This window comes from Rhodococcus sp. NBC_00294, assembly GCF_036163995.1.
GTDB lineage: Bacteria > Actinomycetota > Actinomycetes > Mycobacteriales > Mycobacteriaceae > Rhodococcoides.
In genome coordinates, this window is the sequence record NZ_CP108043.1 from 152207 (window position 1) to 174637 (window position 22431).

At 66.8% G+C, this 22431-nt stretch carries 24 protein-coding genes; 19 read left to right on the top strand and 5 right to left on the bottom strand.

Translation table 11 applies throughout. The annotated features are described in order from the left end of the window. Window positions 1-19: 19 nt before the first annotated feature. From OHB23_RS00680 to OHB23_RS00735, 12 genes are all read left to right on the top strand, one after another. Complete coding sequence (locus OHB23_RS00680) at window positions 20-664, top strand: DUF6668 family protein (protein WP_328810561.1); 645 nt, start codon at window positions 20-22, stop codon at window positions 662-664. A 43-nt stretch (window positions 665-707) separates the two neighbouring features. After that, window positions 708-1001 carry a hypothetical protein gene (locus tag OHB23_RS00685; protein ID WP_328810562.1) on the top strand — a complete coding sequence of 98 codons (294 nt, stop codon included), beginning with the start codon at window positions 708-710 and terminating at the stop codon, window positions 999-1001. After that, complete coding sequence (locus tag OHB23_RS00690) at window positions 998-1309, top strand: hypothetical protein (RefSeq protein ID WP_328810563.1); 312 nt, start codon at window positions 998-1000, stop codon at window positions 1307-1309. Before OHB23_RS00685 ends, OHB23_RS00690 begins: the two co-directional genes overlap by 4 nt. Continuing rightward, entirely contained in the window at window positions 1306-1590 is a 285-nt protein-coding gene (locus OHB23_RS00695) for a hypothetical protein (protein WP_328810564.1), read from the top strand. The genes OHB23_RS00690 and OHB23_RS00695 overlap by 4 nt, the downstream gene beginning before the upstream one ends. Window positions 1591-1631: 41 nt before the next feature. Continuing rightward, window positions 1632-2240: a hypothetical protein gene (locus tag OHB23_RS00700; protein ID WP_328810565.1), complete on the top strand. Its 609-nt coding sequence runs from the start codon at window positions 1632-1634 to the stop codon at window positions 2238-2240. Then, entirely contained in the window at window positions 2237-3058 is an 822-nt protein-coding gene (locus OHB23_RS00705) for a hypothetical protein (RefSeq protein WP_328810566.1), read from the top strand. The genes OHB23_RS00700 and OHB23_RS00705 overlap by 4 nt, the downstream gene beginning before the upstream one ends. After that, window positions 3055-4572 (top strand): hypothetical protein, encoded by a 1518-nt coding sequence (locus OHB23_RS00710; protein ID WP_328810567.1) that lies wholly within the window; start codon window positions 3055-3057, stop codon window positions 4570-4572. The genes OHB23_RS00705 and OHB23_RS00710 overlap by 4 nt, the downstream gene beginning before the upstream one ends. Further along, the gene (locus OHB23_RS00715; protein ID WP_328810568.1) at window positions 4569-6068 is read left to right on the top strand and encodes an SCO6880 family protein; all 1500 of its coding nucleotides are present in this window, start codon (window positions 4569-4571) and stop codon (window positions 6066-6068) included. Before OHB23_RS00710 ends, OHB23_RS00715 begins: the two co-directional genes overlap by 4 nt. A 138-nt stretch (window positions 6069-6206) precedes the next feature. Further along, window positions 6207-7985, top strand: coding sequence for an ATP/GTP-binding protein (locus OHB23_RS00720; protein ID WP_328810569.1), 1779 nt, complete (start codon window positions 6207-6209; stop codon window positions 7983-7985). Next, a complete protein-coding gene (locus OHB23_RS00725) occupies window positions 7985-8311 on the top strand; it encodes a transposase (protein WP_328810570.1) in 327 nt (108 codons plus the stop codon). The genes OHB23_RS00720 and OHB23_RS00725 overlap by 1 nt, the downstream gene beginning before the upstream one ends. Then, window positions 8308-9945, top strand: a complete 1638-nt coding sequence (locus OHB23_RS00730) for a peptidoglycan DD-metalloendopeptidase family protein (RefSeq protein ID WP_328810572.1) — start codon at window positions 8308-8310, stop codon at window positions 9943-9945. Before OHB23_RS00725 ends, OHB23_RS00730 begins: the two co-directional genes overlap by 4 nt. A gap of 17 nt (window positions 9946-9962) precedes the next feature. After that, window positions 9963-10538, top strand: coding sequence for a hypothetical protein (locus OHB23_RS00735; protein WP_328810573.1), 576 nt, complete (start codon window positions 9963-9965; stop codon window positions 10536-10538). Between the two features lie 3 nt (window positions 10539-10541). On the opposite strand, the gene OHB23_RS00740 is transcribed toward OHB23_RS00735, so the two are convergent. Further along, on the bottom strand, window positions 10542-10751 hold the full coding sequence (locus OHB23_RS00740; protein ID WP_442973052.1) for an Lsr2 family DNA-binding protein: 210 nt from the start codon (window positions 10749-10751) through the stop codon (window positions 10542-10544). Window positions 10752-10904: 153 nt separating this feature from the next. On the opposite strand from OHB23_RS00740, the gene OHB23_RS00745 reads away from it, so the two are divergent. Together OHB23_RS00745 and OHB23_RS00750 are read left to right on the top strand one after the other, a co-directional pair. After that, window positions 10905-11921 carry a hypothetical protein gene (locus OHB23_RS00745; protein WP_328810574.1) on the top strand — a complete coding sequence of 339 codons (1017 nt, stop codon included), beginning with the start codon at window positions 10905-10907 and terminating at the stop codon, window positions 11919-11921. Next, the gene (locus OHB23_RS00750) at window positions 11918-12445 is read left to right on the top strand and encodes a DUF2716 domain-containing protein (protein ID WP_328810575.1); all 528 of its coding nucleotides are present in this window, start codon (window positions 11918-11920) and stop codon (window positions 12443-12445) included. Before OHB23_RS00745 ends, OHB23_RS00750 begins: the two co-directional genes overlap by 4 nt. A gap of 173 nt (window positions 12446-12618) precedes the next feature. Here OHB23_RS00750 and OHB23_RS00755 read toward each other — a convergent pair whose 3' ends face one another. After that, window positions 12619-13317, bottom strand: coding sequence for a hypothetical protein (locus tag OHB23_RS00755; RefSeq protein WP_328810576.1), 699 nt, complete (start codon window positions 13315-13317; stop codon window positions 12619-12621). Window positions 13318-13801: 484 nt separating this feature from the next. On the opposite strand from OHB23_RS00755, the gene OHB23_RS00760 reads away from it, so the two are divergent. Further along, entirely contained in the window at window positions 13802-14332 is a 531-nt protein-coding gene (locus OHB23_RS00760) for a hypothetical protein (RefSeq protein ID WP_328810577.1), read from the top strand. A 326-nt stretch (window positions 14333-14658) separates the two neighbouring features. Here OHB23_RS00760 and OHB23_RS00765 read toward each other — a convergent pair whose 3' ends face one another. After that, window positions 14659-15270, bottom strand: coding sequence for a hypothetical protein (locus tag OHB23_RS00765; RefSeq protein WP_328810578.1), 612 nt, complete (start codon window positions 15268-15270; stop codon window positions 14659-14661). 68 nt (window positions 15271-15338) lie between these two features. Between OHB23_RS00765 and OHB23_RS00770 the strand changes: the two genes are divergently transcribed. Then, window positions 15339-15842: a hypothetical protein gene (locus OHB23_RS00770; protein ID WP_328810579.1), complete on the top strand. Its 504-nt coding sequence runs from the start codon at window positions 15339-15341 to the stop codon at window positions 15840-15842. Between the two features lie 189 nt (window positions 15843-16031). Here OHB23_RS00770 and OHB23_RS00775 read toward each other — a convergent pair whose 3' ends face one another. Further along, on the bottom strand, window positions 16032-17159 hold the full coding sequence (locus OHB23_RS00775; protein ID WP_328810580.1) for a hypothetical protein: 1128 nt from the start codon (window positions 17157-17159) through the stop codon (window positions 16032-16034). 708 nt (window positions 17160-17867) lie between these two features. On the opposite strand from OHB23_RS00775, the gene OHB23_RS00780 reads away from it, so the two are divergent. Genes OHB23_RS00780 through OHB23_RS00790 form a run of 3 tightly spaced genes read left to right on the top strand, consistent with a single transcriptional unit; the run spans window position 17868 to window position 21369 of the window. After that, window positions 17868-18992, top strand: coding sequence for a hypothetical protein (locus OHB23_RS00780; protein ID WP_328810581.1), 1125 nt, complete (start codon window positions 17868-17870; stop codon window positions 18990-18992). Further along, entirely contained in the window at window positions 18989-20941 is a 1953-nt protein-coding gene (locus OHB23_RS00785) for a type IV secretory system conjugative DNA transfer family protein (RefSeq protein WP_328810582.1), read from the top strand. Before OHB23_RS00780 ends, OHB23_RS00785 begins: the two co-directional genes overlap by 4 nt. Then, complete coding sequence (locus OHB23_RS00790; protein ID WP_328810583.1) at window positions 20941-21369, top strand: DUF4913 domain-containing protein; 429 nt, start codon at window positions 20941-20943, stop codon at window positions 21367-21369. The genes OHB23_RS00785 and OHB23_RS00790 overlap by 1 nt, the downstream gene beginning before the upstream one ends. A 50-nt stretch (window positions 21370-21419) precedes the next feature. Here OHB23_RS00790 and OHB23_RS00795 read toward each other — a convergent pair whose 3' ends face one another. Next, entirely contained in the window at window positions 21420-22424 is a 1005-nt protein-coding gene (locus OHB23_RS00795) for a LolA family protein (protein ID WP_328810584.1), read from the bottom strand. Between the last annotated feature and the right edge of the window lie 7 nt (window positions 22425-22431).

Here is a 22431-nt window from a genome sequence, read left to right on the forward strand (position 1 = left end):
CGCAGAAGGAGACGTCGACATGGCCGCACAGCCGATCGACAATCACGAGCTCTACAGCGACGACACCTCGGGGTCGGCCCCGGTCGTCCCTGCCGGTCTGCGGATCCCACCGGTCGATCGCCAGGCACCGGTTCACACCGAACCGATCGCCGGCGTCGGGCGAGCGCCGGTGATGTGGCTGCTCGGCGCACACGGCGGCGCGGGAGTGTCCACCCTCGCCCGCGTCTGGGCACCCGCCGCCGATGCGCACGGTGGGTGGCCGGCACACGACCGGTACCGGTCGGTCATCGTCGTCGCCCGCACCCACCGCACCGGGCTCGCCGCCGCCCACGACCTTCTGCTCCAGTCCGCCGCCGGTCTCACCGGCGGGTGCACCGTCCTCGGTCTGGCTCTGGTCCCGGACGCCCCGGGGAAGTTGCCGAAGACGTTGCGGCGCAGCGCCGACGTCGTGGCGTCCGCCGCGCCCGCGGTGTGGCACCTGCCGTGGGTGCCGGACCTGCGCGTGCACACCTACTCCGATCTCGCGGTGTGGTCACCGGCCGAACCGGACCCTCCACCTCCTGGCCGGATGCGATCGATGACCTCCGCGGCCGCCCCACACCCCTGCCTCGTCGCCGCAGGTCACACCGCGTTCGACGCTGCCCGCCGCGTTGCTCAGCACTGATCCTAGGTCGATTCGACCTACCCCGTTTCCGAAAGGACCCACCATGCTCTCCACGCTTCGCGCCGACGTCACCATCTTCATCGCTCAGAACATCGGCGACGTCGAACCCATAATGCCCAGTGGAGAATTCGGCGACAAGATCAACATGCTCATGGGCTGGCTGATGATGGGCTGCATACTCGGATCCGTCGCCGCCATCTCGATCTGCAGCGCCAAACTCGGCTTCGACAGGCTGGCCGGCAGAAGTAGCGACTCCACCAGCGCCCTCGTGCACATACTCATCGGAGCGGTCATCCTCGGCGGCGGTGCCGGACTGGTTAACGGCCTCGTCCTGTGAGCGCCACCGCCGCGATCGTCCGTACGGGCGTGGCCGAACTCGAAGGCACCGCCACCGGTGTCCTCGACTCCGCGCTGGGCCTGCTCGACACGCTCGCCCGCGGAACTTTGATCGCGTCCGGCATCGCCATCGCGTTCGGTGTGGTCCTACTGGTGTCCGGAAGCTCTCGCGCCGTCGGCACCCTGTTCGGCGGTATCGCCGGCGTCGCCATCTCCACCATCGCCCTGAGCGGCGGCATCGACTGGATGATCGACACCGCACAGACGACGGGCGTCGCCACCTCCACCGGCAGCGGGACCGCACCGTGATCGGCGAAGCCGCCACCGAAGCGGTACTCGCACAGCCGCCGACCGACCCGGTGATCTTTCCCGCGGAAGTATGGGACCCGCTGGTGAGCGCCCTGTCCTGGCTACTCGGGTTTGCCGTCATCGTTTGCGTGGCAGCGGTGTTCGTGTGCGGCGCGGTCTTCGTCAACCAACGCAAGTCCACCGGCACACAGGTCATCGAAGACGGCACCCTCGTCCGCATCCTTCTCTGCGCGGCCCTCATCGGATCCGCCGCCGGCATAGCCAAAGCAGTCCTGGCATGAACCCTCGCCGCCATGTTCACTCCCTGAAAGGTTCACCGCTCGTGACACTGTCCCGCTCCGCCCGCCTGACCTCCGCCGTCGCCGTCGTCCTGATCGCCGCAGCGTGCGGGTCGGAGGCGAGCGACACCGCCGCCCCTGCACCGTCCGACCTCGAGTGGCGCACCGTCGGGGGCGTCGACGTGCCCAGCTCGCCCACGGCCGGACCGTCGACGGGAACCGGAGTGACCCGCCACGGCTACGACAAGAGCCCGCAGGGAGCTGTTCTGGCGGCGATCAACGGGCAGACCGCACTCGCCGTGGCCGACGACCGCACCTGGCCCGAAGTAGTCAACACCGTCACCGCGCCGGGCCCGGGACGCGACGCGTTCGCGGTCGCCCGCGCCGCCGTCACCGTCGCCGGGACCGTGCCGCAGGAGTCCGCGCCGCGGTTCGTCGGCTTCGACGTCACCGCCTACGAGCCCGACGCGGCGACCGCCGCAGTGTCGGTGGCACAAACAATCGGCGAGGACTCGCAGCTCTACAGCTACCCCGTCGCCCTGCAGTGGGTCGGCGACGACTGGCGCATCGTGCTCCCCACTCCCGAAGAGAACATCGACGCCGCCGAACTCGACGACCTCGCCGGTTACACCGCACTGAAAGCTGCCTCATGAGCACCCTCGTCCGCCGGGTGCTGATCGCGGCCGCCGCCCTCGTCCTGGCCGTCATCGGTGGCCTGATCTTCGTCGTCCCGAACCTCGGGGACGACGACGCGGCCACCGACACCGCCGACCCGTCGACGACGTCCGCGCCGTCCGTCCCCGGTTCGATCGACAACGGCCGCACAGGGTTCGGAACCCCCGTCGTGGACATCCTCGGCCGTAAGGTCACCGTCCCGAACAACCCTGTCGGAGCACCGCTCACGCAGGAACCGGCAGGCGAGCGCAGCGGGTGCGACACCGCCGGACCTGTCACCTCACCTACCGGCGTGCAGATCCAGCAGACCGTCGGACTGCCCACGCTGGTCTCCACCAGCGACGGCCCCACCCGCGTCGACGGCAACGTCCTCACCGGGTACGCCCGCACCCCCCAGGGTGCGGCACTCGCCGGGTGGAACTGGATCGGCCGCGTCTACGGCCCTGGCCCCGTGGCGAAGGACGCCTACGAGAAACTGACCGTCGCCACCGACGAGCTGGCGCAGAAGTCGGCCGGCCAGTCCTGGGACGGTGAAGGACTCAGCGGTTCCTCCTTCCCAGCCCCCGAGGCGTTCCGGATCGTCAGTTGCACCGACGACTTCGCCTCCGTCGAGTACGCGATCAACATCCCCATCGACGACAACGGCCAGCGGCGAACCACCCCCGCCTGGACCGTGATGCGAGCGGCACTGTTCCACGACAGCGGCGAGTGGCGCGCTCGACTCGACGGCCGATCCGTCTCCGCGACACCCGATGTCACGAGCATCGCCGGATTCACCCCCTGGACACTCTCGTGACGCGGCTGGCTCGGCTCACCGCGGCCGTCGTCGTCCTCCTCGCCCTGCTCGGCCTCGGCGCCGGCACCGCCGCCGCCCAGGAACCGACCCCACCCCCGGTGGCCCCGGTGACCGGGATCGCCGACGACGGCAACGCCTTCCAACAGGATCGGCGCGAATGCCTCGCCGAGACCGACGCACCGTGGATCGGGGATCTGATCAACGGGGCAACCGGAAACCTCGTACCGGAATCCTTCTGCCTGATCAACGCGTTCGAGGACAACCCCGGCGCGGCCGTGGCCACCGCAGCCTCGTCCGCCGCCTCCGCGTTCTGGGGCGACTCCGTCGGCGACTTCGCCAAAGCCGTCATGGAAGGCAACGCGCAAGCGTTCCGCACCGTGATGACGTTCTGGATGACCACCGGCATACCGGGACTCGGAGCCGAGACGGCGATGTCGGGGCTACGCAACATCGTCTCCGGCTTCACCATCGCGGCGCTGTTCGCCTCCATCGTCATCGCCATGACCAAACTCGCCATCGCCCGCAAACAAGCCGTGATGGAGGGCGCGACGGAGACCGCGAACATGTTGGTGCGCACCGTCTTCACCGTCTCGCTGCTTCCGGTGCTGGTGCTCATGCTCCACCAGGGCGGCGATGCCGCGTCGGCGTTCGCGCTGAAGGAGTTCGTCGGGGCGGACCTGAACGAGAAGATCACCGCCATCACCGCGTTCGACGACAAGACCGGACTGGGCCCCGTGTTCGCCCTCGCGTGTGCCGGATTCGCCTTCCTCGGCTCCGTCGCCCAACTCATCGCCCTGCTCATCCGCGAAGCGGTCTTCTGCGTCGTCGTCGCCGTCATCCCGCTCGCCGCAGCATCCTCGGCAACCGCTACTGGGCGCTCGTCCTACAAGTCGATGATCGCCTTCACCATCGGTGCGTTGCTGTTCAAGCCCGTCGCGACCCTGCTGTACCTGTTCGCGTTCTGGGCGCAGTCCGCGACATCCGGTGATCCGGTGTCCTCGGTCATCATCGGGTCGGTGCTGCTGGCGATCGTCGGGTTCGCCCTACCCACCCTGGTGCGGATCATCGCCCCGGCCGCGGAGACAATCGCCGCCGGGGGATCGCAGGCCGCGGGGCTCGCTGCCGCTGGTGGGGCGCTGGCGGGTGGGGCCGCCGTGACCGGTGCTCGCGCACTGGGCGGTATGGCACGGACCATCTCACCTGCGGCGTCCGGCGGCGGTGGTGGTGGCGGGATGGGCGCTGCGGGTACCGGCGCGAGATCGGTTGCCGGGATGCAGGGCCGCTACACGGGCGGGTCGGCCTCGGCCGGCTCGTCGGGACGGTCCGGGCCCACGGGCGCGCTGTCGAGAGCGGCCTCCGGTGGACGACGGGCGACGGGCGGTGTCATGTCCGGTGCCGCGGGTGCGATGCGCACTGCCGGGTCCGGCGTCCGGGGGGCCGCACAGATCGCCGGGAGCCTCGGCGCCGCCGCCGACGGCGCAGTCGGCAACTACCACGGACGGGTTCGACGATGACCGCACCCACGAACCACGAGGAGCCGGCGATCTACTCCGCCGGAACGCGCCCCAAGAGCACCTTCGCGTTCGGGCTGTCCAACAAGGTCATCGCCTACGCGGGCGGTTTCTTCGCTCTCGCGTTCGCGGTCCTGATCTGGGGCAACGCCCCCGCAGGGTTCGCTCTCATGGCGCTCGGCGCAGTGCTCCTCGTGCCGCTGGCGATCGCGCCGGGCGGGCGTTCCCTCTACGAGAAAGGCCACCTGAGAATGCAGTTCTTCCGCAGCCGCGTCAGCCGCTCCGCCGAGTACCACGCAGGACCGCACTCGTCGATTCCCGGTGGCCGCTACCGCCTGCCCGGGTGGTTGGCGCACACCACGCTCTACGTCGGAATGGACCGGCACGGCAACGAATTCGGGATGATCCATCACCCCAAGAAACAGCGGTACACCGTCGTCATCGACTGTCTCCCCGGCGGCGACGAAGCCGTCGCCCGCGGGGAGAAGGACCTCTACACCGCCGAGTGGGGCGTCTACCTCGCCGACCTCGGACTGCCGGGCGACATCGTCGGCGCCGAGGTGGTCGTGGAGAACATTCCCGCGACCGGGCTGCGCCTGTCCCGTCTGGTCGAGCGTGAGGTCGTCCCGTACGCACCGGAGCTGTCCACGGCGTTCGTGCGGCAGTCGTCGGTGCGGATGCCATCGGGCCGGCACCGCACGCTGGCCCGGTTGTCGATCACCTTCCGCGCCACCACCAAGGAACGGCAGAACGACCCGGAGGAGATGGCGGCCGAGCTGGCGCGGCGCCTGCCGGACCTCTACGGCAACCTCGCCGGGGCGGGCATCGACGCGCAGCCGATGACCGCGGCGGAGATCACCGCCGCGGTGCACCGCTCGTACAACCCGTCGACGGAGAACGACTTCGAGGAACTCGACATCGCCGGCCTCGATCACGGGGTGGCGTGGGAGGACGCCGGTCCCGGCCGCGCCTCCTCGGTGTGGGGGCAGTACCGGCACGACGGTGTCGTCTCCGTCGTCTACGAGATGGCCGCACCGCCGGAATCGGTGTTCACCGACACCGTCCTCAAGCCGCTGCTCCAACCGCACGACGACCTGCTCCGCAAGCGCCTCACCCTGATCTACCGGCCGTTCTCCGCCGGTGACGCCGCGAAGAAGGTCGAGAAGCAGCACCGAGACGCCCTGCACGCCATCAACTCCCGCGGAGCGAAGATCAGCTCCGCCGAGGCGGAGAAGCGCCTCGAGATCACCTCGCAGACCCGCAAGGAGATGGTCGCCGGGGCCGGACAACTGCGCTACTCGGCGCTGGTGACCATCACCGTCGCCGATCCCGCCGACGTCGCGAACGCCGCCGCGGTCATCGAATCGCTCGCCGCCCGCGCCCGCCTCGGACTGCGCCGCGCCCACGGCTTCCAGGACGCCGCGTTCGCCGCCGGCCTGGGCGTCGGGTTCCTGCTGCCCGACCACGTCACCACCTCGGCGCTGGTGCGGCACAGCTGAGCCGGCCGCACCACCCACCTCTCGCTCACTCCGCCCCGCCCCGCCGTTCCCACCGGAAGGTTCCCCATGAGCATTGGCACAAGGTCGCCCACTGGGGTCGCCACCAGTCCCCGCCATGATTTCGATCCGGATGCAGGCGTGGACGTTCAACTGCAGATGCTCCCTCGCGGGGTGCGCTGGTTGATCGCCGACGTCGACTACGAGCAGTTGGCGCAGCGCATCGCCGACGGTGACGACGACGAACCGGCCTGGTGGACCCGCACCGGCCTCGGCCTGGCCCGGTGGCGCAACGCCCACGGCGAGGTGACCGAGGAACTGACGGGCGACCCCTGGTGGCGCGGAGCCAAGCGGGCCACTTCCCGCGGCTACACCGGCCCGGGCGGGGGCCGGATGCTCGCCGTCCCCGCGCCCATCGAGTACGAGGCGTCGTCGGTGCAGGTCTGCGGATTCAACCCGTGGGCCATCGGCGCCGCCGCACCGGCCTCGGGCACCATCGTCGGCCAGCACGCCATCACCGGCGAGGCCGTCTCGTGCGACCCGTTCGCCTACTTCCGCGACAACCACATCGCCAACCCGTCGATGTTCGTCCTCTCCCTCCCAGGGCTCGGCAAGTCGTCGCTGATCCGCAAGATCCTGCTCGGCGCGATCGCGTGGGGGCAGACGCCCATCGTCGCCGGCGACATCAAGGCCGAATACGTCAAGCTCGCGCACCTCGTCGGCGGCCAGGTCGTCACCCTCGGCTACGGCGGCGGGCACCTCAACCCGCTCGCCGCCGGCACCCTCGGGCAAGCCGTAGCCCGCATCCGCCGCGCCCGCGTCGACGCCGCGGCCGCCGGGGACCGCGCCAGGGTCGCCCAGCTCGACGAGCTGATCGGCACCGCGGAGCTGACCGTGCGGACCCGGCAGGTCAACGCCGTGTGCGCGCTGGTGGAGCTGATCCGCTACGACACCCACTCGGTGAAGGCGTTCGAGAACTCCCTGATCGGTACCGCCCTCGACGAGCTCTACTCCGACGGCGGTTTCAGCTACGGCCGGCCCCCGCTGCTGGTGGACCTGTACGAGCGCATCGACGCCGGATCCGGGGCGATGCAGCGCGCGGCCTACCAGACCACGCGGGGCGGATACCGGGAGCAGATAACGGAGCTGATGCAGGCGCTCGGAGCGCTCATCTCCGGCCCGCTCGGTGATATCTTCGCCGACCACACCTCCGAACCGCTAGACCTCGACGCCCCCATGATCGTCATCGATGTGTCCTCCCTCGACCGCGGCGACACCACCCTCAAAGCGGCCGTGATGCTCTCCTGCTGGGCCGACGCCTACGGCACCGTCGAAGCGGCGCATCTCCTCGCCGACGCCGGACTGGACCGGCAGCGGCTGTTCCTGCTCGCCCTCGACGAGCTGTGGCAGGTCATCGGCGCCGGCCCCGGCATGGTCGCCCGCGTCAACGAGATCTCCCGCCTCAACCGCACCGACGGCGCCGGGCTGCTGATGATCACCCACACCGGCCGCGACCTCGAAACCCTGCCCACCGAAGCCGACATCAAGACCGCGAAAGGGTTCATCGACCGCGCCGGCATGGTCGTGTGCGGGGGGTTGCCCATCGGCGAGGTCGAACGACTCTCTGGCGAGCTCAAGTTCACCCCCGCGGAAGCCGGCATGGTGACCTCCTGGTCCCGCGGGGCCGCGCTGCGCTCCGCGGAACGACGCACCGCACGAGCACCCATCGGGCGAGGAAAGTTCCTGATCAAGGTCGCCAAGGACAACACACCCGGCATCCCCATCCGGACCGTGTTCACCGACGTCGAGCTCGACACCGGAGTACACGACACCAACGCCCGCTTCGCCGAATACTTCGATCGCGGCCGACACGCAGCATCGGCGGACACCCCGATCGACGCAGCACCTCAGGACATCTGATGCGACCCGTCTACGGGGCGCACGTCCGCGACTGGGCCATCAGCACCTACCGCTCGTCCCGCCCGAACTACGCCTCCCGTGACCAGTGCGTCACCGCGATCGCCGAACAGATCGGCGCGCACGTCAACACCGTGAACCGGTGGATCAAGACCGAGTTCGGGCCCTCCCGCGCCCCCGCCGCCGACGAGGTCGTGGCGAAACTGCGGGCCGCCGAAGCCGAGATCGAGCGGCTGCTCGCGGTCAACCGAACCCTCACCGACCGGCTCGCCGCCACCTCACCGCGTTCGGTGGCCGCCGAGTCGGTCATGAGCGGGGCGCTGCGGTGAAGAAGGGCGGGATCGTCGCCCTCGTCGCGGTCCTCGCTGCGGCACTGTTCGTGGTCCTGTTCGTCACCACCCTGAGCCCCAGCGGCGACGAGGGCTGCCTGCCCTCTGGCACCTCCGTGCCGTCGGCCGGGGGAGTCCCGGCAGGGTCGTTCGCCAAGCCCATGAAGACCGGAGAAGCGCAGCTCACCAGCGGCTTCGGGCCCCGATGGGGGACGCAGCACAACGGCATCGACCTCGCCGGTCCGATCGGCACACCCATCTACGCCTACGCCGACGGTGTCGTCTCCAAAGCGGGTGAGGCGCAGGGATTCGGGCAGTGGGTCGTCCTCGACCACAACATCGGCGGCCAGGTCGTCTCCACCGTCTACGGGCACATGTTCCCCGACGGCGTCCTCGTCCAAGTTGGCGACCGGGTCACCGCCGGCCAGCACATCGCGAACGAGGGAAACAACGGCGACACCACCGGTGCGCACCTGCACTTCGAGTACCACCCCGGCGGGTGGGCACTCGGCAACGCCGTCGATCCGGCACCGTTCTACGCCGCGGCCGCCGAGCCCGGTTCCGGTGCAGCCGGTTCCGCAACGCCGGGCAGCTCGCCGGCCCCGGCCGCACCGGACGTCGCCGTGTCATCGAGCGGCGCGGAGATGGCAGCACTCCCCGCCTCCGTCGGGTCGGAGGAGCACTTCCAGGTCGACACCGTCCGCGTCGCCCGCGCCGTCCACGCCAAGTTCCCGCAGATCACCACCATCGGCGGATGGCGGGCAGACGGCGGCGGCTTCGACGACCACCCGTCCGGCCGGGCGGCGGACATCATGATCGACAACTGGTCTTCCGAGGAAGGCAAAGCCGTCGGCGATCAGGTGAAGGACTATCTCTGGGCCAACCGCAAGGTGTTGCAGATCGAGTACATCATCTGGCGACAGCAGTACATCCCCGCCGACGGTGAACCGAACATCATGGAGGACGGAGGATCACCGACGCAGAACCACTTCGACCACGTCCACGTCACCACCATCGGCCACGGACCGCCCGCACCCGGACAGAGATACGGGGCGATACCGGGTGGAGCGGGATCGGCACCGAAGGCGAACGGCACCTGCACCACCGCACCCGGCGCGGGGATCGGCGACACGGGTGACCTCGCGGCCGGTCAGATCCCACCGGAGTTCGAGAAGTGGCTGCCGCTCTCCGCGGCGCAGTGCCGCGAACTCTCCCCGGCGATCCTCGCTGCACAGATCAAACAGGAGTCCGGGTTCCAGTCCGGTCTGACCAGTCCTGCCGGGGCACGCGGCTACACCCAGTTCCTACCCGGCACCTGGGCGTCCTACGGATTCCCCGTCGACGACGAGACCGGCGAGGTCACCGGACCCGCCGGAGCCGGAGACCCGGACGACGTCGGGGATGCGGTCATGGCGCAAGGACGGTACAACTGCGCCGTCCTCGACGACCTGCGCCCGGGTATGGAATCCGGTGCCGTCACCGGTGATCCGGTGGAGCTGATGCTCGCCGGCTACAACGCCGGACCCGGAGCCGTGCAGCAGTTCGGCGGCATCCCCCCGTATGCGGAGACGCAGAACTACGTCACCACCATCACCATCACCGCCACCGCCGGCGACTACGACCTCGCCCGATGACCCGACAAGGAGCACCCGTGTTCGACACCCATCACCGCCGACGCCCCACCGCCGCTGCCGCACTTGCGGCCCTGGCCGTCGTCCTGATCGTCGCCGTCGGCACCGCCGTCGCGCTGTGGGTCACCGGCGACAGCGACGACACCCCCGCCGCCGGGGGAACCGACGCCGGGTTCACCATCGACCCCGTCGGCACCGACCCGATCGACGTCGCCACCGTCGTCATGGCCGGCGTGTTCACCTGGCAACCAGCAGTGCAGGACTCGACCTGGGACGCCCTGCACACCCAGGCCGGGCACCTCACCGGCCCGATGGCCACCGCCGCCGCACAGGAGCCGTCACCGGCCCCGAAACCCATCTCGGAGTGGGCGGCGTGGGCCCGTAGCGGCGACACCCTCACCGCCGTCGTACGGCCCGACGGGGACACGACCGTAGACGGCGACACCGCCACGGTGCCGGTGACCATCGCGCAGACCGTGCAGCACCAGTCCGGGCAGGCCACGCCGTACACCACCTACACCGCCACGGTCACCTTGAACGACGTCGTGGGGGAGTGGAAGGTCAGCGACTACCGGATCACCAGCAGCAGCCTGTGAGGTCTAGTGGGCGGCGTCGAACGCCTCCACCACCGCCGCGGGGATCCGGCCGCGGTCACTGACCTCGTAACCGTTCGCGTTCGCCCACTCCCGGATCGCCCGCGTCTGTTCCGGATCACGCTTCGTGGGCTTCCCGGTGGCCGCTGCGGCGTCGATGACAGCAGACGTGCGCGCGGTCCGCTTGCGGCCACCGACCCGCTCGGCGTGCTCGATGTAGTAGTCGAGTTTGCGGTGAAATTCTTAGTTCCCAAGATCTAGAGAGAACCACGACCCGAGATGAATCCTGACGTCGGAAGACATCACAATGGATGGAACGAGAGACGAGACCCTGGCAGTAACGGCACTAATCGGAGGGGCGGTGTAGGTGTGACGCATTGGGTCGAAGTGCTGCTCAAGATCGTCGACGGTCCGCAGCGGCCAGTACTGGGTGTCGCCCGCGCAGCTCACGCGGACACTGGCCCGCGTCACGTCTACGACGTTCACTACGGCACCGTTCCGTCGTATGTGGGCTTCGGGCTGGCAGACGTGCGCCTGATTCGTTTCGGTCGCAAGACACGTATGGAGTCCCTCGACGGGAAGCCGCTGTTCATCGCCGACGGCCAGAAGTGTTGGGTGTTTCACGCTGGTCATGACGATCCGATCGAAACGAACGAGCTCAACATCCGGATTCACGAACCCGGCCGAGATCTGATCGTGTCCCGCCCGGTCGAACACTGGGCGCGTCCGGGCCTCACCCGACCCGTACGTCCGATCGAAGAGGTCGAGTTCATCGGACGGCGCTGCTGGAAAGTGGAAGTTAAGACCGGGAAGAATGGCTCTCCGGTGGTGCTGACGATCGACACCGAGACCGGAACGGTGCTTAAACAGGAATCCGAAGAGGGCAGCGCGGCGTACATCGAATGCGTTGTTATGGACGAAGTGCCTGACTCGACGTTTGTGTGGACCGGCCCCGTCCGAACACCGCGCAACGTGTTTGCCGAAGATCAGGCGCGCTGGATCGAAGAATCGAAAAGCAACATGCAGTGGTTCAACGACAATGTAACCGCGCAGCGGATACAGGCGAATGTGTTCGTCGACTTCACCCCGACCGAGGTGCGGCGAGATCCAGAACACCCGGAAAGCTTTGAAGCTGTTTTCGAGAAAGGCGCAGGCAGACTGTGGCGTCGCTCCCGCTCCAGCGAGGACTGGTTCCTGCCAGTGAACTGGACACGGCACTACCCGTCGCCGATCCGAGCATGGTCCACGCACGAATTCGACTGGGCATGCGCGATAGACCTCGGACTGGGCAGTTTGACCGATGCAACAATGGCGCAACTTCAAGACGTGCTGCACCCAGGTGATGACGTAATCGGTTCACCACCATTGAATCCGAGACAACGGTGAGCAGCACGACGGTCCCGCCGGGGTGGTCGTTCCTGGGTCGAAGCGAGGAAGCAGAGCAGTGGTCTCGTTTCACCGACAAGTTCGGAGAACTGCGACCCGGCCTGACATCTGCCGAATGGCCGGCCATCGTGGAGCCGACTCCATCGGTCACCTTCGATTTGAACGCCGGCACCGCCACTGCGGCTCAGCTCACCGCCAGACTCGACGCTGTCAACGCTGAAGCGATCCGCTGCTTCCTCGACATCGACGAGGCCGCCGAACTCGTCGTACTGGACTGGCAGCATTCGGGATACCGCCTCGACGTCGCAGCTCACGCGACCGCCGTCGACGGCACCTGGCTAGTCCCGGTGTACCCAGACGGTGACTACTACACCTTCGCTCTTCCAGATTTCAGCGAGGGAACCTTCGGACACCCGTGGGAGCGGACGCTATGTGTGTTCGGGCCACGTCTGGTCGACACTCTCGGTGCAACCCTGTCGAGTTGGCTGCCGCGCCTGCGAGTCGACGGTAGACAACAACGGTAATTGCCGGTAACGCGACGTATCTGACGGTGACCAATTAGCTGAGTCTCAGTTCGATGCACACGCCCCGGTCATCGAGAGCGCTCTTTCGTAACGACATGAGGTGGCAGCTCGACACAGGCAGCGTCGAGGACAGCGGACGAATGAGCGGTCCGCTCACGGCCACCCCGACACGCTCAGGTGGGAAAGTCGATCCAGTGGCGACCGTTGACGACTCGTTCCGACTGGAAGATGGGTTGGTCGAACGGAAGTGCCCCGAAGCGGAAGCCTGCTGTCGAGGCACGAGGGTCGTCGAGGGCAGACAATCGCTGCTCCCGCACACCGGCGAGGTCGATGTCGAACCCGTAATACTTGTCGCCGGCGATCAGATGCCAGATGTAGCGCACGACGACACGGTCTATGCCGTGAAGGCTGACCTCCTCGACGGTGAACGATTGGTCACGGCCCAATCGTCCGAGTTCGTCGGCCATGGCGGAGGTGAGCGCAGAGACGAACTGCTGCGCCCACGCCGCGGGCGCAGCAGCATCCGGGTGCAGAATCGAGGACGCGGCCACCAGATCACCGTTGTACCGCAGGTAACGGAGCAACTCAGGGTCACGAGGAATGATCTTCTCGGGGTATGCCCTGCGTCCGCCGCTGACGAGCAACCACTCGAAGTCACTCGGCGCCAGCGCAGGTCGACCATCACCCTGAACGAACACGACGAAGAACACCGGGCGGACTCGGAACCGCCCGGAATCGGACACGACCTTGTAGGCGTAATCGGTGAGCTCGCCCAGAACGGCGCGCACCCAGTGGACCTGCTCGTCGTAGGGGATGTCGATCGGACGGGACGACCCGCCGTCGTGACCGGGTGACGTATCCAGCCTCGTCATGAGGGTGACGGTGATCAGACGGGTGCCGGATGTGCGGTCGAACGTGCCCAGGAACGAAGGATCATCGTCTCGGACTGACAACGAGACCGTTGCGCCGTCGACAGTCGCACTGGGCACCTCGGCGGTATCGCTGCGATCGTGCCGCGACCCAGACAATGGCGTCGACGCAACGATCGCCGCGACATGGTCGCGTATCTGCGCCAAGGCCTCGACAGGTCCGTGTACCGGGGGTTGCTGAGCATCCGTCATTGCACGCACCTCGAACGGACAGGCTCGGGTGGTCTCGGACGCCCATGGGGCCCGATGCGGTCAGCGGCGCTCATGCGCCTTTCGGTGTGGTCATGACGGCGACGCTAACAAATCAGCCGGGTCCGGTCCATGATCGCCGTCACCGCCTATGCGGGCTCGGCCCTTGCCTCCCGTGTTCGGTGGCCGGGTCGGAGCCTCACGCCTGTATTGGGTGCTCTCTCGATATGGTCGCCCCATGAGTGATGCAGTTCGACCACTGCTCGACACCTCGGGTGTCGTTTTCGCCGACCACGATCAATTCGTGATCGCGGACGAGGTCACGGATACGACGGACGCCCGCGCGAAAGGGTCACTCCTCGAAGTGGGGCCCGGGTTTCTGTCGACGTTCACAGGCGTGTCGTACGGGCCTGTGCGCGTGAGCGTCCGCGTCTTCACATCCGAGCCCGCCGACGACGACGGCGACTGGGAAGTGGTCGAGGAATCGACCCTCACTGCGCGCGCACCGGTTGCTGTGCGATCACTTGACGGCCACGCTGTCGCGGCCATGGACGAGGTGTCGGCCGGGCGCTATCGAGTTCGTGCACATGCCCGCGGACGGGACACCGCCACGTCGCTGGAAGTCACCAAACCCGTCGAGGACTACCTGTTCCACTTCTGGCCCGCAGCCACGCCGCCCGATGCAGTGGACCTGTCCGTAACGACGATTCGCAAGACGGATCGAGCCTGGTCCGCGGAGCCACCATCATCATCCGGCTGTACACCATGACGGGTCCGAGAGTTATTGCAGCGACACTGGATCGAACAACTGGGAAATCCTGCACCATATGTGAGGGAACTTCGGTGAGTGGAACTGATGACATTGAGTAGCCCTCATTCCGACGAGTCATGGCGCTTCGAGACTACACAGCGCACAGACCTCGGCGAGTCGCGCCGCTGGCCGGGCAGCGTCCGGGACCGAAGTCGCGCGCTCGGACCAAACCCAACGTCGCAGCGACGGCAGGAGGAAGGTTGATCCCGTACGACACGTGGGTGTGCGCCTCGATGCTCGACGGGCTCGTCCGTGCGGCCCCCCGAACACCTTCGCCGCCGATATCAGAACGACTGAACGACGGTGTACCAATCCCCCTTGAGTTCGGTGTACCAGATCTCGCCGTCGCGCCGAGGCTTCTCGAGACTGGGTGTGCTGTTCGGTAGGTAGACGAACCCGACCGACTCGAAGAGGCCACCTACGACGTCGATCCGGCATCCGCCACCACCGACAGGCCGCACAGCTCGGACCAGGTACGCACCCACGAGCTCGTACTCGGAGGACGGGCTGCACTCGGTCGCGACGGCGCGCAGAACGCCCTCCGACCCTGCGAACGCGGCGCGAGAGGGAACGGAGAACACCACCAGGACGGCCGTCGACAGGACAACGACCACTGCGATCGCCGACAGCTTCCAGACGCCAAATTTCGACCACCCGACGATCGCGAGTATCAACCACACGAGGCCCAGAACGGCCAGCACTGCGGAGGCAAGCGCAAATATCGGGAACAGGACGGTCGGCGGGATGAACGCCCACAAGATGACCACACATGCGGCGATCGCCAACACGGTCACAGCAATGGTGAGCCACCTCCACCACGCTGGCAGGCGAGGGCATTCGGTGCCCGTCGGTGGCATCGGGGGAGGACCGCCACTGCTGGGGGCATCGACCGTCATGGGGACACGGTAGGCCATCGGGCCGAACAGCAGCTCCTCAGAACGCGTACAGAAACTAGAGTGCAGGAATGGCGTTGACGGTGCTCGCGGACCCGCAAGCTGCGCGCTGGTTGGTCACGCAGGACCGGGACTGGTGGGACCTGGTCACACGCGGACCGCTGGGTTTTGCGGACTACTGCCGTGTGCTGTTCATCCCTGATCCCGTGCGCCCGGGCATGAAGGAGAGTGATGTCGCGAGCGCGCCGGGCCCGTCGGAGACCGAGCAGCTTGTTGTCGCGGTCCGCGTGCTCGCGGGTCACACCGCCACACCCGGTGAGTGTTACTTCCTGGTGTGGGGTGGCTGGGGTAGCAGCCCGACAACGGCCCCGTACTCAGCTGCGCCGGTACACGTGGTCCACCAGCCGTCCGGAGTAATCGACCTCGCCGGTGTTCGGGAGCAGCGACTGTCTGCACTCGACGACCCGCGCGCCTCGACCGCAGGCTTCCGCTTCGGGGCACTGCCGTTCGGCCAACCCATCTTCCAGTCGGAACGAATCGTCGACGGTCGCCATTGGATCGACTTTCCCACCTGAGCGTGTCGGTGGCGTACGCGGACCGCTCATTCGTCCGCTGTCCTCGACGCCGCCTGTGTCGAACTGCCACCTCAGATCGTTCCAAAGGCATCTGTGTCGAGCGAGCAGTTCGACGGCACGTGGGGCAATACGTCCACGTGAGGCGTGCGCGTGCGGTAGAGATGAGACACATACCGACCCACATGACTTTTATGCCGCAAGCCGGAGATGTAACTTTTCGACATGCTCCGTCGGCAATCCACCCCATAGCAGCCGAATTGACACCGTCAGGAACCCTTCGATGGCCCTGAGATGCGTCTCGACCTGGTCACGTTCCTCGAGGGTGCCCTCGTCGGCATGTTTCAGACCCTGTAATCCAGTTCTAGCGGCGACGATAGCAACGGCCATCATCTCGTGAAGCGCTGAAACGTTCCCGTCCTCCGGGGTAGCGCCTCCGTGGACAAAACACAACGCCTGACCTCTTTTTGTTGGCCGGGTTCTGCCGTGGTCGTCGTAGACAAAGTCTTTTCGAACTGCTGCGAGCCAACTAATGACTTCCTCATCGGTGAACGCGGTTCTGAACGTCCAATCGATCAGTTCCACTAGAGAGTTCGCCGCCTGGGACACCCCGTCTTCTGAGTGCTGCAGGGCGCTGTTTGCCCCGCGCAACCTCCTCACGAGGCGCGTATTGATCGTTTCTAAAGACTCAATGAGCGGCCCGGTCACCAGTGGCCTCACCTGCTGCAATACATCCGCTAAGGCATCATGATTCGTGAACTGGTCCCGTTCGGGAACTTTCCACTTCGACCAGTCAAATTTGCTTTCGACAAGCTCATCCAGCGCATAGTCAAACTCCACAATGAAACGCAACGCTGATGCCACAAGTTCTCGGGGGAGGCCGATGTCCTTAACTTGCTGATCTGTAAGTAGCACTGTCAGGTCATCGAAAGCCAAAGCATACGGTCGAACATAAGATGCCACCCCGCGAATCCCTCGACTCAAGATGACACAGTCGGCATGAAACGCCTGCAAGAGCAGATCGTAGTGTTTAGAGCCTATCAACTTTTTCGCGAACCTACGGTAATGGTTGTCCCGAAATAGTCGCTTCGCCCACCGAGGAACGGTGTCTTCTGTAAACCCCTCAAGTCGATGCAAGAGTTTCTCGGCAATTTCACTGAAATCGTCCACAGGAACGGTATCGAAATAGTCTTCGAAGATAGCCGCAAGCGAGTCCATTCGCCGCTTCGCCTCGGCAGAGCTGTCCGCATCGGTTAAGAACGACACAGCCGTCACTGCAGAATCCAGCCCGGAAAGGACCCACTCTTCGACCTGAAGCATGCGACGCTTACCTTCGGGCAGGCGCCGCAACTCGAATGCAATCCTAGACGCATGAACCGATGTACTTGGGGTTCCTGGAAGCTCGTCATTCGGATTGTTCATCTACGTCTCGCCCACAGGTAGGTCGGGTGTAGCAGGTCAGGTGCGCACTGTCGGGCGCTGAGGACAGGATAGGCCGCGTGAGCGTCGAGCCCCTCGCGACACGCCGATGTAGTGGTTGGCATGTGCCCGCGCTACAACATGTTGTGCTTCAGGCGACAGGGTAGTCCGCACCGTGGATACTGGCTCGAACGTAGGTGCCCGTGGCCTGCGATCGCTGGCATCCCGCACTTGTCGCACAGGCGGCGTCACTCGACTGCGCTTCGGCGTTCGCGAATTTGGTTGACATCTTCCTCCTCCCGCCTTGCGAGCAATCAACATGAGCCAGAAGTACTGGTTAGCCGCCCTGGGCGTTGCAGATTCGCCCCGCACAGCACCAGATTGGGCCGGGGGTGCGGTATCGTTCCCAGCGTTCGACCGTCGATGAGGGTCACGGTCGAGCGTCAATCAACAGTGCGTACGCGGTGTCGGCACCTATGGGTGCCCACTGTGCGTCTGCGTGCTGATTCGACGCTCCCGAAAGGCCCTCCCTCCAATGCAGGTGTATTCGTTTCCCTCGTTGTCTTCTGGTCCCGCCCGTGTCGTGACGCCCATGGGCGGAGCACAGTCGTGACCGGGCAGATGTCGTTCGTCGACGATGCTGTCCTCGACCGCTCGCTCCCGCCCGGGCTCGCCGAGCAGGTGCGGGACGCTGTGCAGCCGCTCGGTGATTGCGCGATCTGCGGCACCGCACTCGGAGAGAGACCGGTGCGGTTCGGTGTCACCCCGTTCCCTGGGTCGACCCATGTCGATGTCCGCCATGCCACCTGTGGGCCGGCCGATCCGGAAGCGTCGATCCATGTGGTGATGCCGACGACGTACCGCATCGCGCCGATGCGGGTTCCGGTGACCTCCGGCGGCGAGGTGCGGAAAGTGTCGGCGCTGCTGGTGAACCCGTCGATCGACGGGTGGGTGATCGCCGACGACGCACGGTCGCTGCTCGACGGGTACCACGAGCGCGGGTTCACCGCGGTCGACGAACAGGTGCTGCCCGTACCGTCCGACGAGGTGTCCTGGCGCGTCGACGACGACGGCACATTCGTCGTCGCGGACGGTGTCGCCGCGCAGTACCGACTCACGGATCCTCCGCCCGCGTTCGTCGAGCGGATCGTGAGCGAGGGCGGGTTCGTACTGGTGGTGTCCTACACCGTCGGTATCGACGCTGCCTACGCCAGCGGCACGGTGCGGATCGGCGACCTGATGCGGGGACCGGACCGGCTCGCGCAGGCGTGGGTTCCCGCTGATCCCGACACTCGCGACGACGACGGTGCGGTCCTCGCTCACTTGAGCGAGGCGATAGTCGGCAAGACCGACCAATCGGACCCCGACCCCGCCACGAAAATCCCTGTCCTCCAGCGTCTGAACTGGACCCTGACCGCAGCGTGCGTGGTGGTGCTCGCGTCGGTGGCGGCGGCGCTGGGGGTCGACTTCGGCGGTTGGTGGGTCGGTGACGTGCCGGCCGATCGCGCCGACGCGGTCGACGGCGTGCTCGTTGCCGGTAGGACCGGCGTGATTTTCCTCGTCACCGTCTCCGCCGTGGTGGCGGTGGGGATGGTGAGCTGGGACCGGTTCATGAACCGACGGGTGAACGCGCGTATGGCCTGGTCCTACGCCACACAGACGGCGGCGATGCTGCTCGTTGGATGGATCATGTGGGCGTTCTGCGTCGTCGGCACAGCGATGGGTGCGCGATGATGGCCGCCCGCACCACGAGGTCGAACGGCTCGTCGATCGGCGAGACCGCCGCACTCATCAGCCTCGCTGTCGTTGCGGTCGGCGTGGTGATCGCGGCGGGTGCGTGGTGGCTCGGATCGCTGTTCGCCGGCTTCGACACCTCACCCGATCCGATCTTCGGAATGCTGGATGCGGTCCGTGGTCGTCGGCCGTGGCCGTGGCAGTCCACCGTCCTCGCAGCGTTCGCGGGGCTGGCGGTTCTCGTTCCGACAGTGGCTGCGGTGCGGCGGTGGGCGCGCGGTCGCACCTGGATCGACTCCAAGGCGAAGACGATGGCGAATCCGGGCAAGCTGTCCGGGATCTCGCGCTCGGCGTCGCAGAAGCTGGTCCCGCAGTTCTCCCCCAAGGACCCCCGCTCCTGGGGGTTCCTCATCGGCTATACCGTCCGCGGGAAGGTGCCGGTGTACCTGACGTGGGAGACGGTCATGGTCGCCATCGCCGGGATGCGGATGGGCAAGACCGTGACGCTGGCGATCCGAGCCGTGATCAGTGCCCCCGGGCCGGTGATCGCCAACACCACCAAACCGGACCTGCACGCCGCGACCCGCCTCGCCCGTGAACGCCTCGGCAGGGTGTGGATGCTCGATCTGCAGGAGATCTGCGGATCTCGGGTGGTCACGTTCTGGTGGAACCCGCTCAAACGAGTGCGGGAGATGGGGGATGCTCGCCGCCTGGCGTCGTTCTTCGTCTCCGGGTCCTCCACCAAGGGCGCGACGACGAGCAACTACTTCGACGGTGGCTCCGCCGAGCTGCTGGCGCTATACCTGCTCGCCGCGGCCGTGGGCGGCGGAGACATCCTGCACACCCTCGCCTGGCTCGGCCGCGACCAGGACCAGACACCGGCGGACATCCTCGAGGTGGCCGGCCACCGGCGGGCCGCGGACAAGATCCGCACCGCCCTCGACATCAACGAACGCCAGCGCGACGGCCTGTTCGACATGGCTCGCAAATGCCTGAGCGTGCTGATCGACGAGGACTACGCCAATGTCGTCACACCACCGGCGCGGGTGACGATGGAGGTGCTGCCACATCCGGAGACCGGTGAACGCAGCATCCGCCACCGACGGCAGGACGCCACGCACGATCGAGCGGAGTTCGACCCGTACAACTTCGTCACCAGCACCGACACCCTCTACACCCACTCGAACAAGGGCTCGGGGACCGCGACGCCGCTGATCACCGCTCTCCTCGGTCAGATCTTCGACGCCGGGATCAAGGTCGCCGTGCGTAGCCCCCGACGTGACTACCCGGCTCACATGCCCCCGTGGTGGCCGCAGTCCTGGTGGCGGCGAACCCACTCCGCACCGGAAGGTCGTCTCGAGGTGCCGCTCGTCGCCGTCCTCGACGAGGCCGCCAACACCGTTCTGCTCGAAGACCTGCCGAACCAGTTCTCCTACTTCGGCTCCCACGGCATCATTCCGATCGCCATCCTGCAAAGCCCCCAGCAGGGCGAAAAAGCCTGGGGCAGGGAGGAGTTCGAGGCGATGGTGTCCGGCTCCATGCACTTCTACGGCGGCAACGTCAACGTCGAGTCCTACGCGCGCGGCTTGTCCTCCACGGTCGGCACACACGAGGTGCAGACCACCACCCGGAGCAACGGGCGATCCGGAGGCAGCACGTCGCAGAGCTGGCAGGAGCGCCCGATCCTCACCGAGGCCGACATCCGCGCGATGCCCAGCGCGCGTGCGCTGCTCGTCGTCCCCGGCAACAAACCGGTGCTGATCAGGAAGCTCCCGTGGTGGGAGACCGACGACGCCGATCTGATCCGGGAATCCATCGGCCGTTACGCCGGCTCGGTGAAGGTGGCCGCGGAACTGCTCGTCGGCGGTGTCGGCAACAAGCGCCACCTCGATCGGAGCGACGTCGACGACGGGGACGATCCGGACGAGTACGACTGGGAGAAGGACTGATGACCGACCCCTACCCGGACGACGAGGCCGATGTCTTCCCGGACCATGAGGCCGACCCCGCCGATCCGGAGGACGTGGCACCGGAGACGGTGTTCGCCGACGTCGAGGAGTTCGTGACGCTCTACTTCTCTCAGGTCATCAATCGACAGGTGTCGAACTCACCCGGGCGCGGATTGAGTTGGGATCCGCGGTGGTGGCGTCACCGGGAGGTCTACGAGCGCCTGAACGCGTTGTGGCAGGCGTATGAGGGGGCGGTGGTGAGCGATGACCCGTCGGCGATGTCGCGGTGGTGGATCACGGACGTCGACGCGCACCTGAAGGTGCTTCTGGACGGCGCGACCGGCCCCATGAGCCACGTCGACCCGGACGGCAGCTGGAACGGCCACGGCCCACTCCCCTGTGCCCCGATGCCGCAGCAGGAAGGGTGATATGGCGGCCTTCACGGTGTGCCCGGGCGGCGTCGTTGGCGGCCGAAGGGTCAGTCGACCCGGCCGCGGCGTGGTGGGTCGATGCGCCGCTGCCGGTCGACACTGGCATCCGGGTGCAAGATCGACTGCAGGGTGCGAACAGTGTCGTCGTCGATGTCGCATTCCATCATCGCGGCCGCCCAGTCCCACTCGGGTGTCGACCAGACGTAGTGCAGTGGACCCCAGCGCGGCGCCCAGGACCCGTCCACTGATCGTGGCGAGCGTGCAAGCATGGTGTGGTCGTTGTGGCCGTCGAAGGCACCGGTCTCGTCGTCGCGAAACGGCACCGTGGTCGGAGTGAAGTCGACCGCGACGCGGGCCACGACAGGAGTTCCGGTCACGGAAGCTGCGAACCATTCTGCTTGCTGACGGCGCACCTCGTCGCCGCGACGCTGTAGATCGCGCTGACGCTCCTCGTGGGTCTGGGTGGGCCCGGTCCACGTGAACAGCCCGTCGTCTAGCGGCTCGCCGACCGTCACGTCGACGTAGCGGGCGCCGATCTCCAACAGGTCGATCTGATGACCGAGAATCCTGCCGGTCTCGATGTCCACCCAGACTCGCATCGGGTGGGGCTTGCCGGGCGGCGGTGCGAGTTCGACTGTCCAGCAGTCGCGCTCGAGGAAACGCACCTCGTCGATCGGTCCGGCCGGGCTGGTGAAATCGGTGCCGGCCCACTCGGCCGCAGTCCGCCGCCTGATCAGAAACTGGTTCTTGCCGAAATAGAGAACCCGGTTCACCGGTCCTATGAGGGGGCGTTCCGGGTCGGGTGTGAAGTCCCAGGCGGTGGTGCCGTCGGTGACGAACACCGGACGCCCGTCGTATTCGACTCTGGTGGACGCTCCGCGCAGCCACACCGTGCAGTCGTCCACCGCGCGGACGAACATCAGACGGTGCCCTGCTGTCTTGAACGTGGTCGGGTTCCTCTGGGGTTCGGACGGTGTCTCGCGAATAGTTCCTCGTAGCGAGATGTCGGTCGGCGATGTCAGCGCGTGCAGGACGTCGGTCCAGTCGGTCATGACTTCC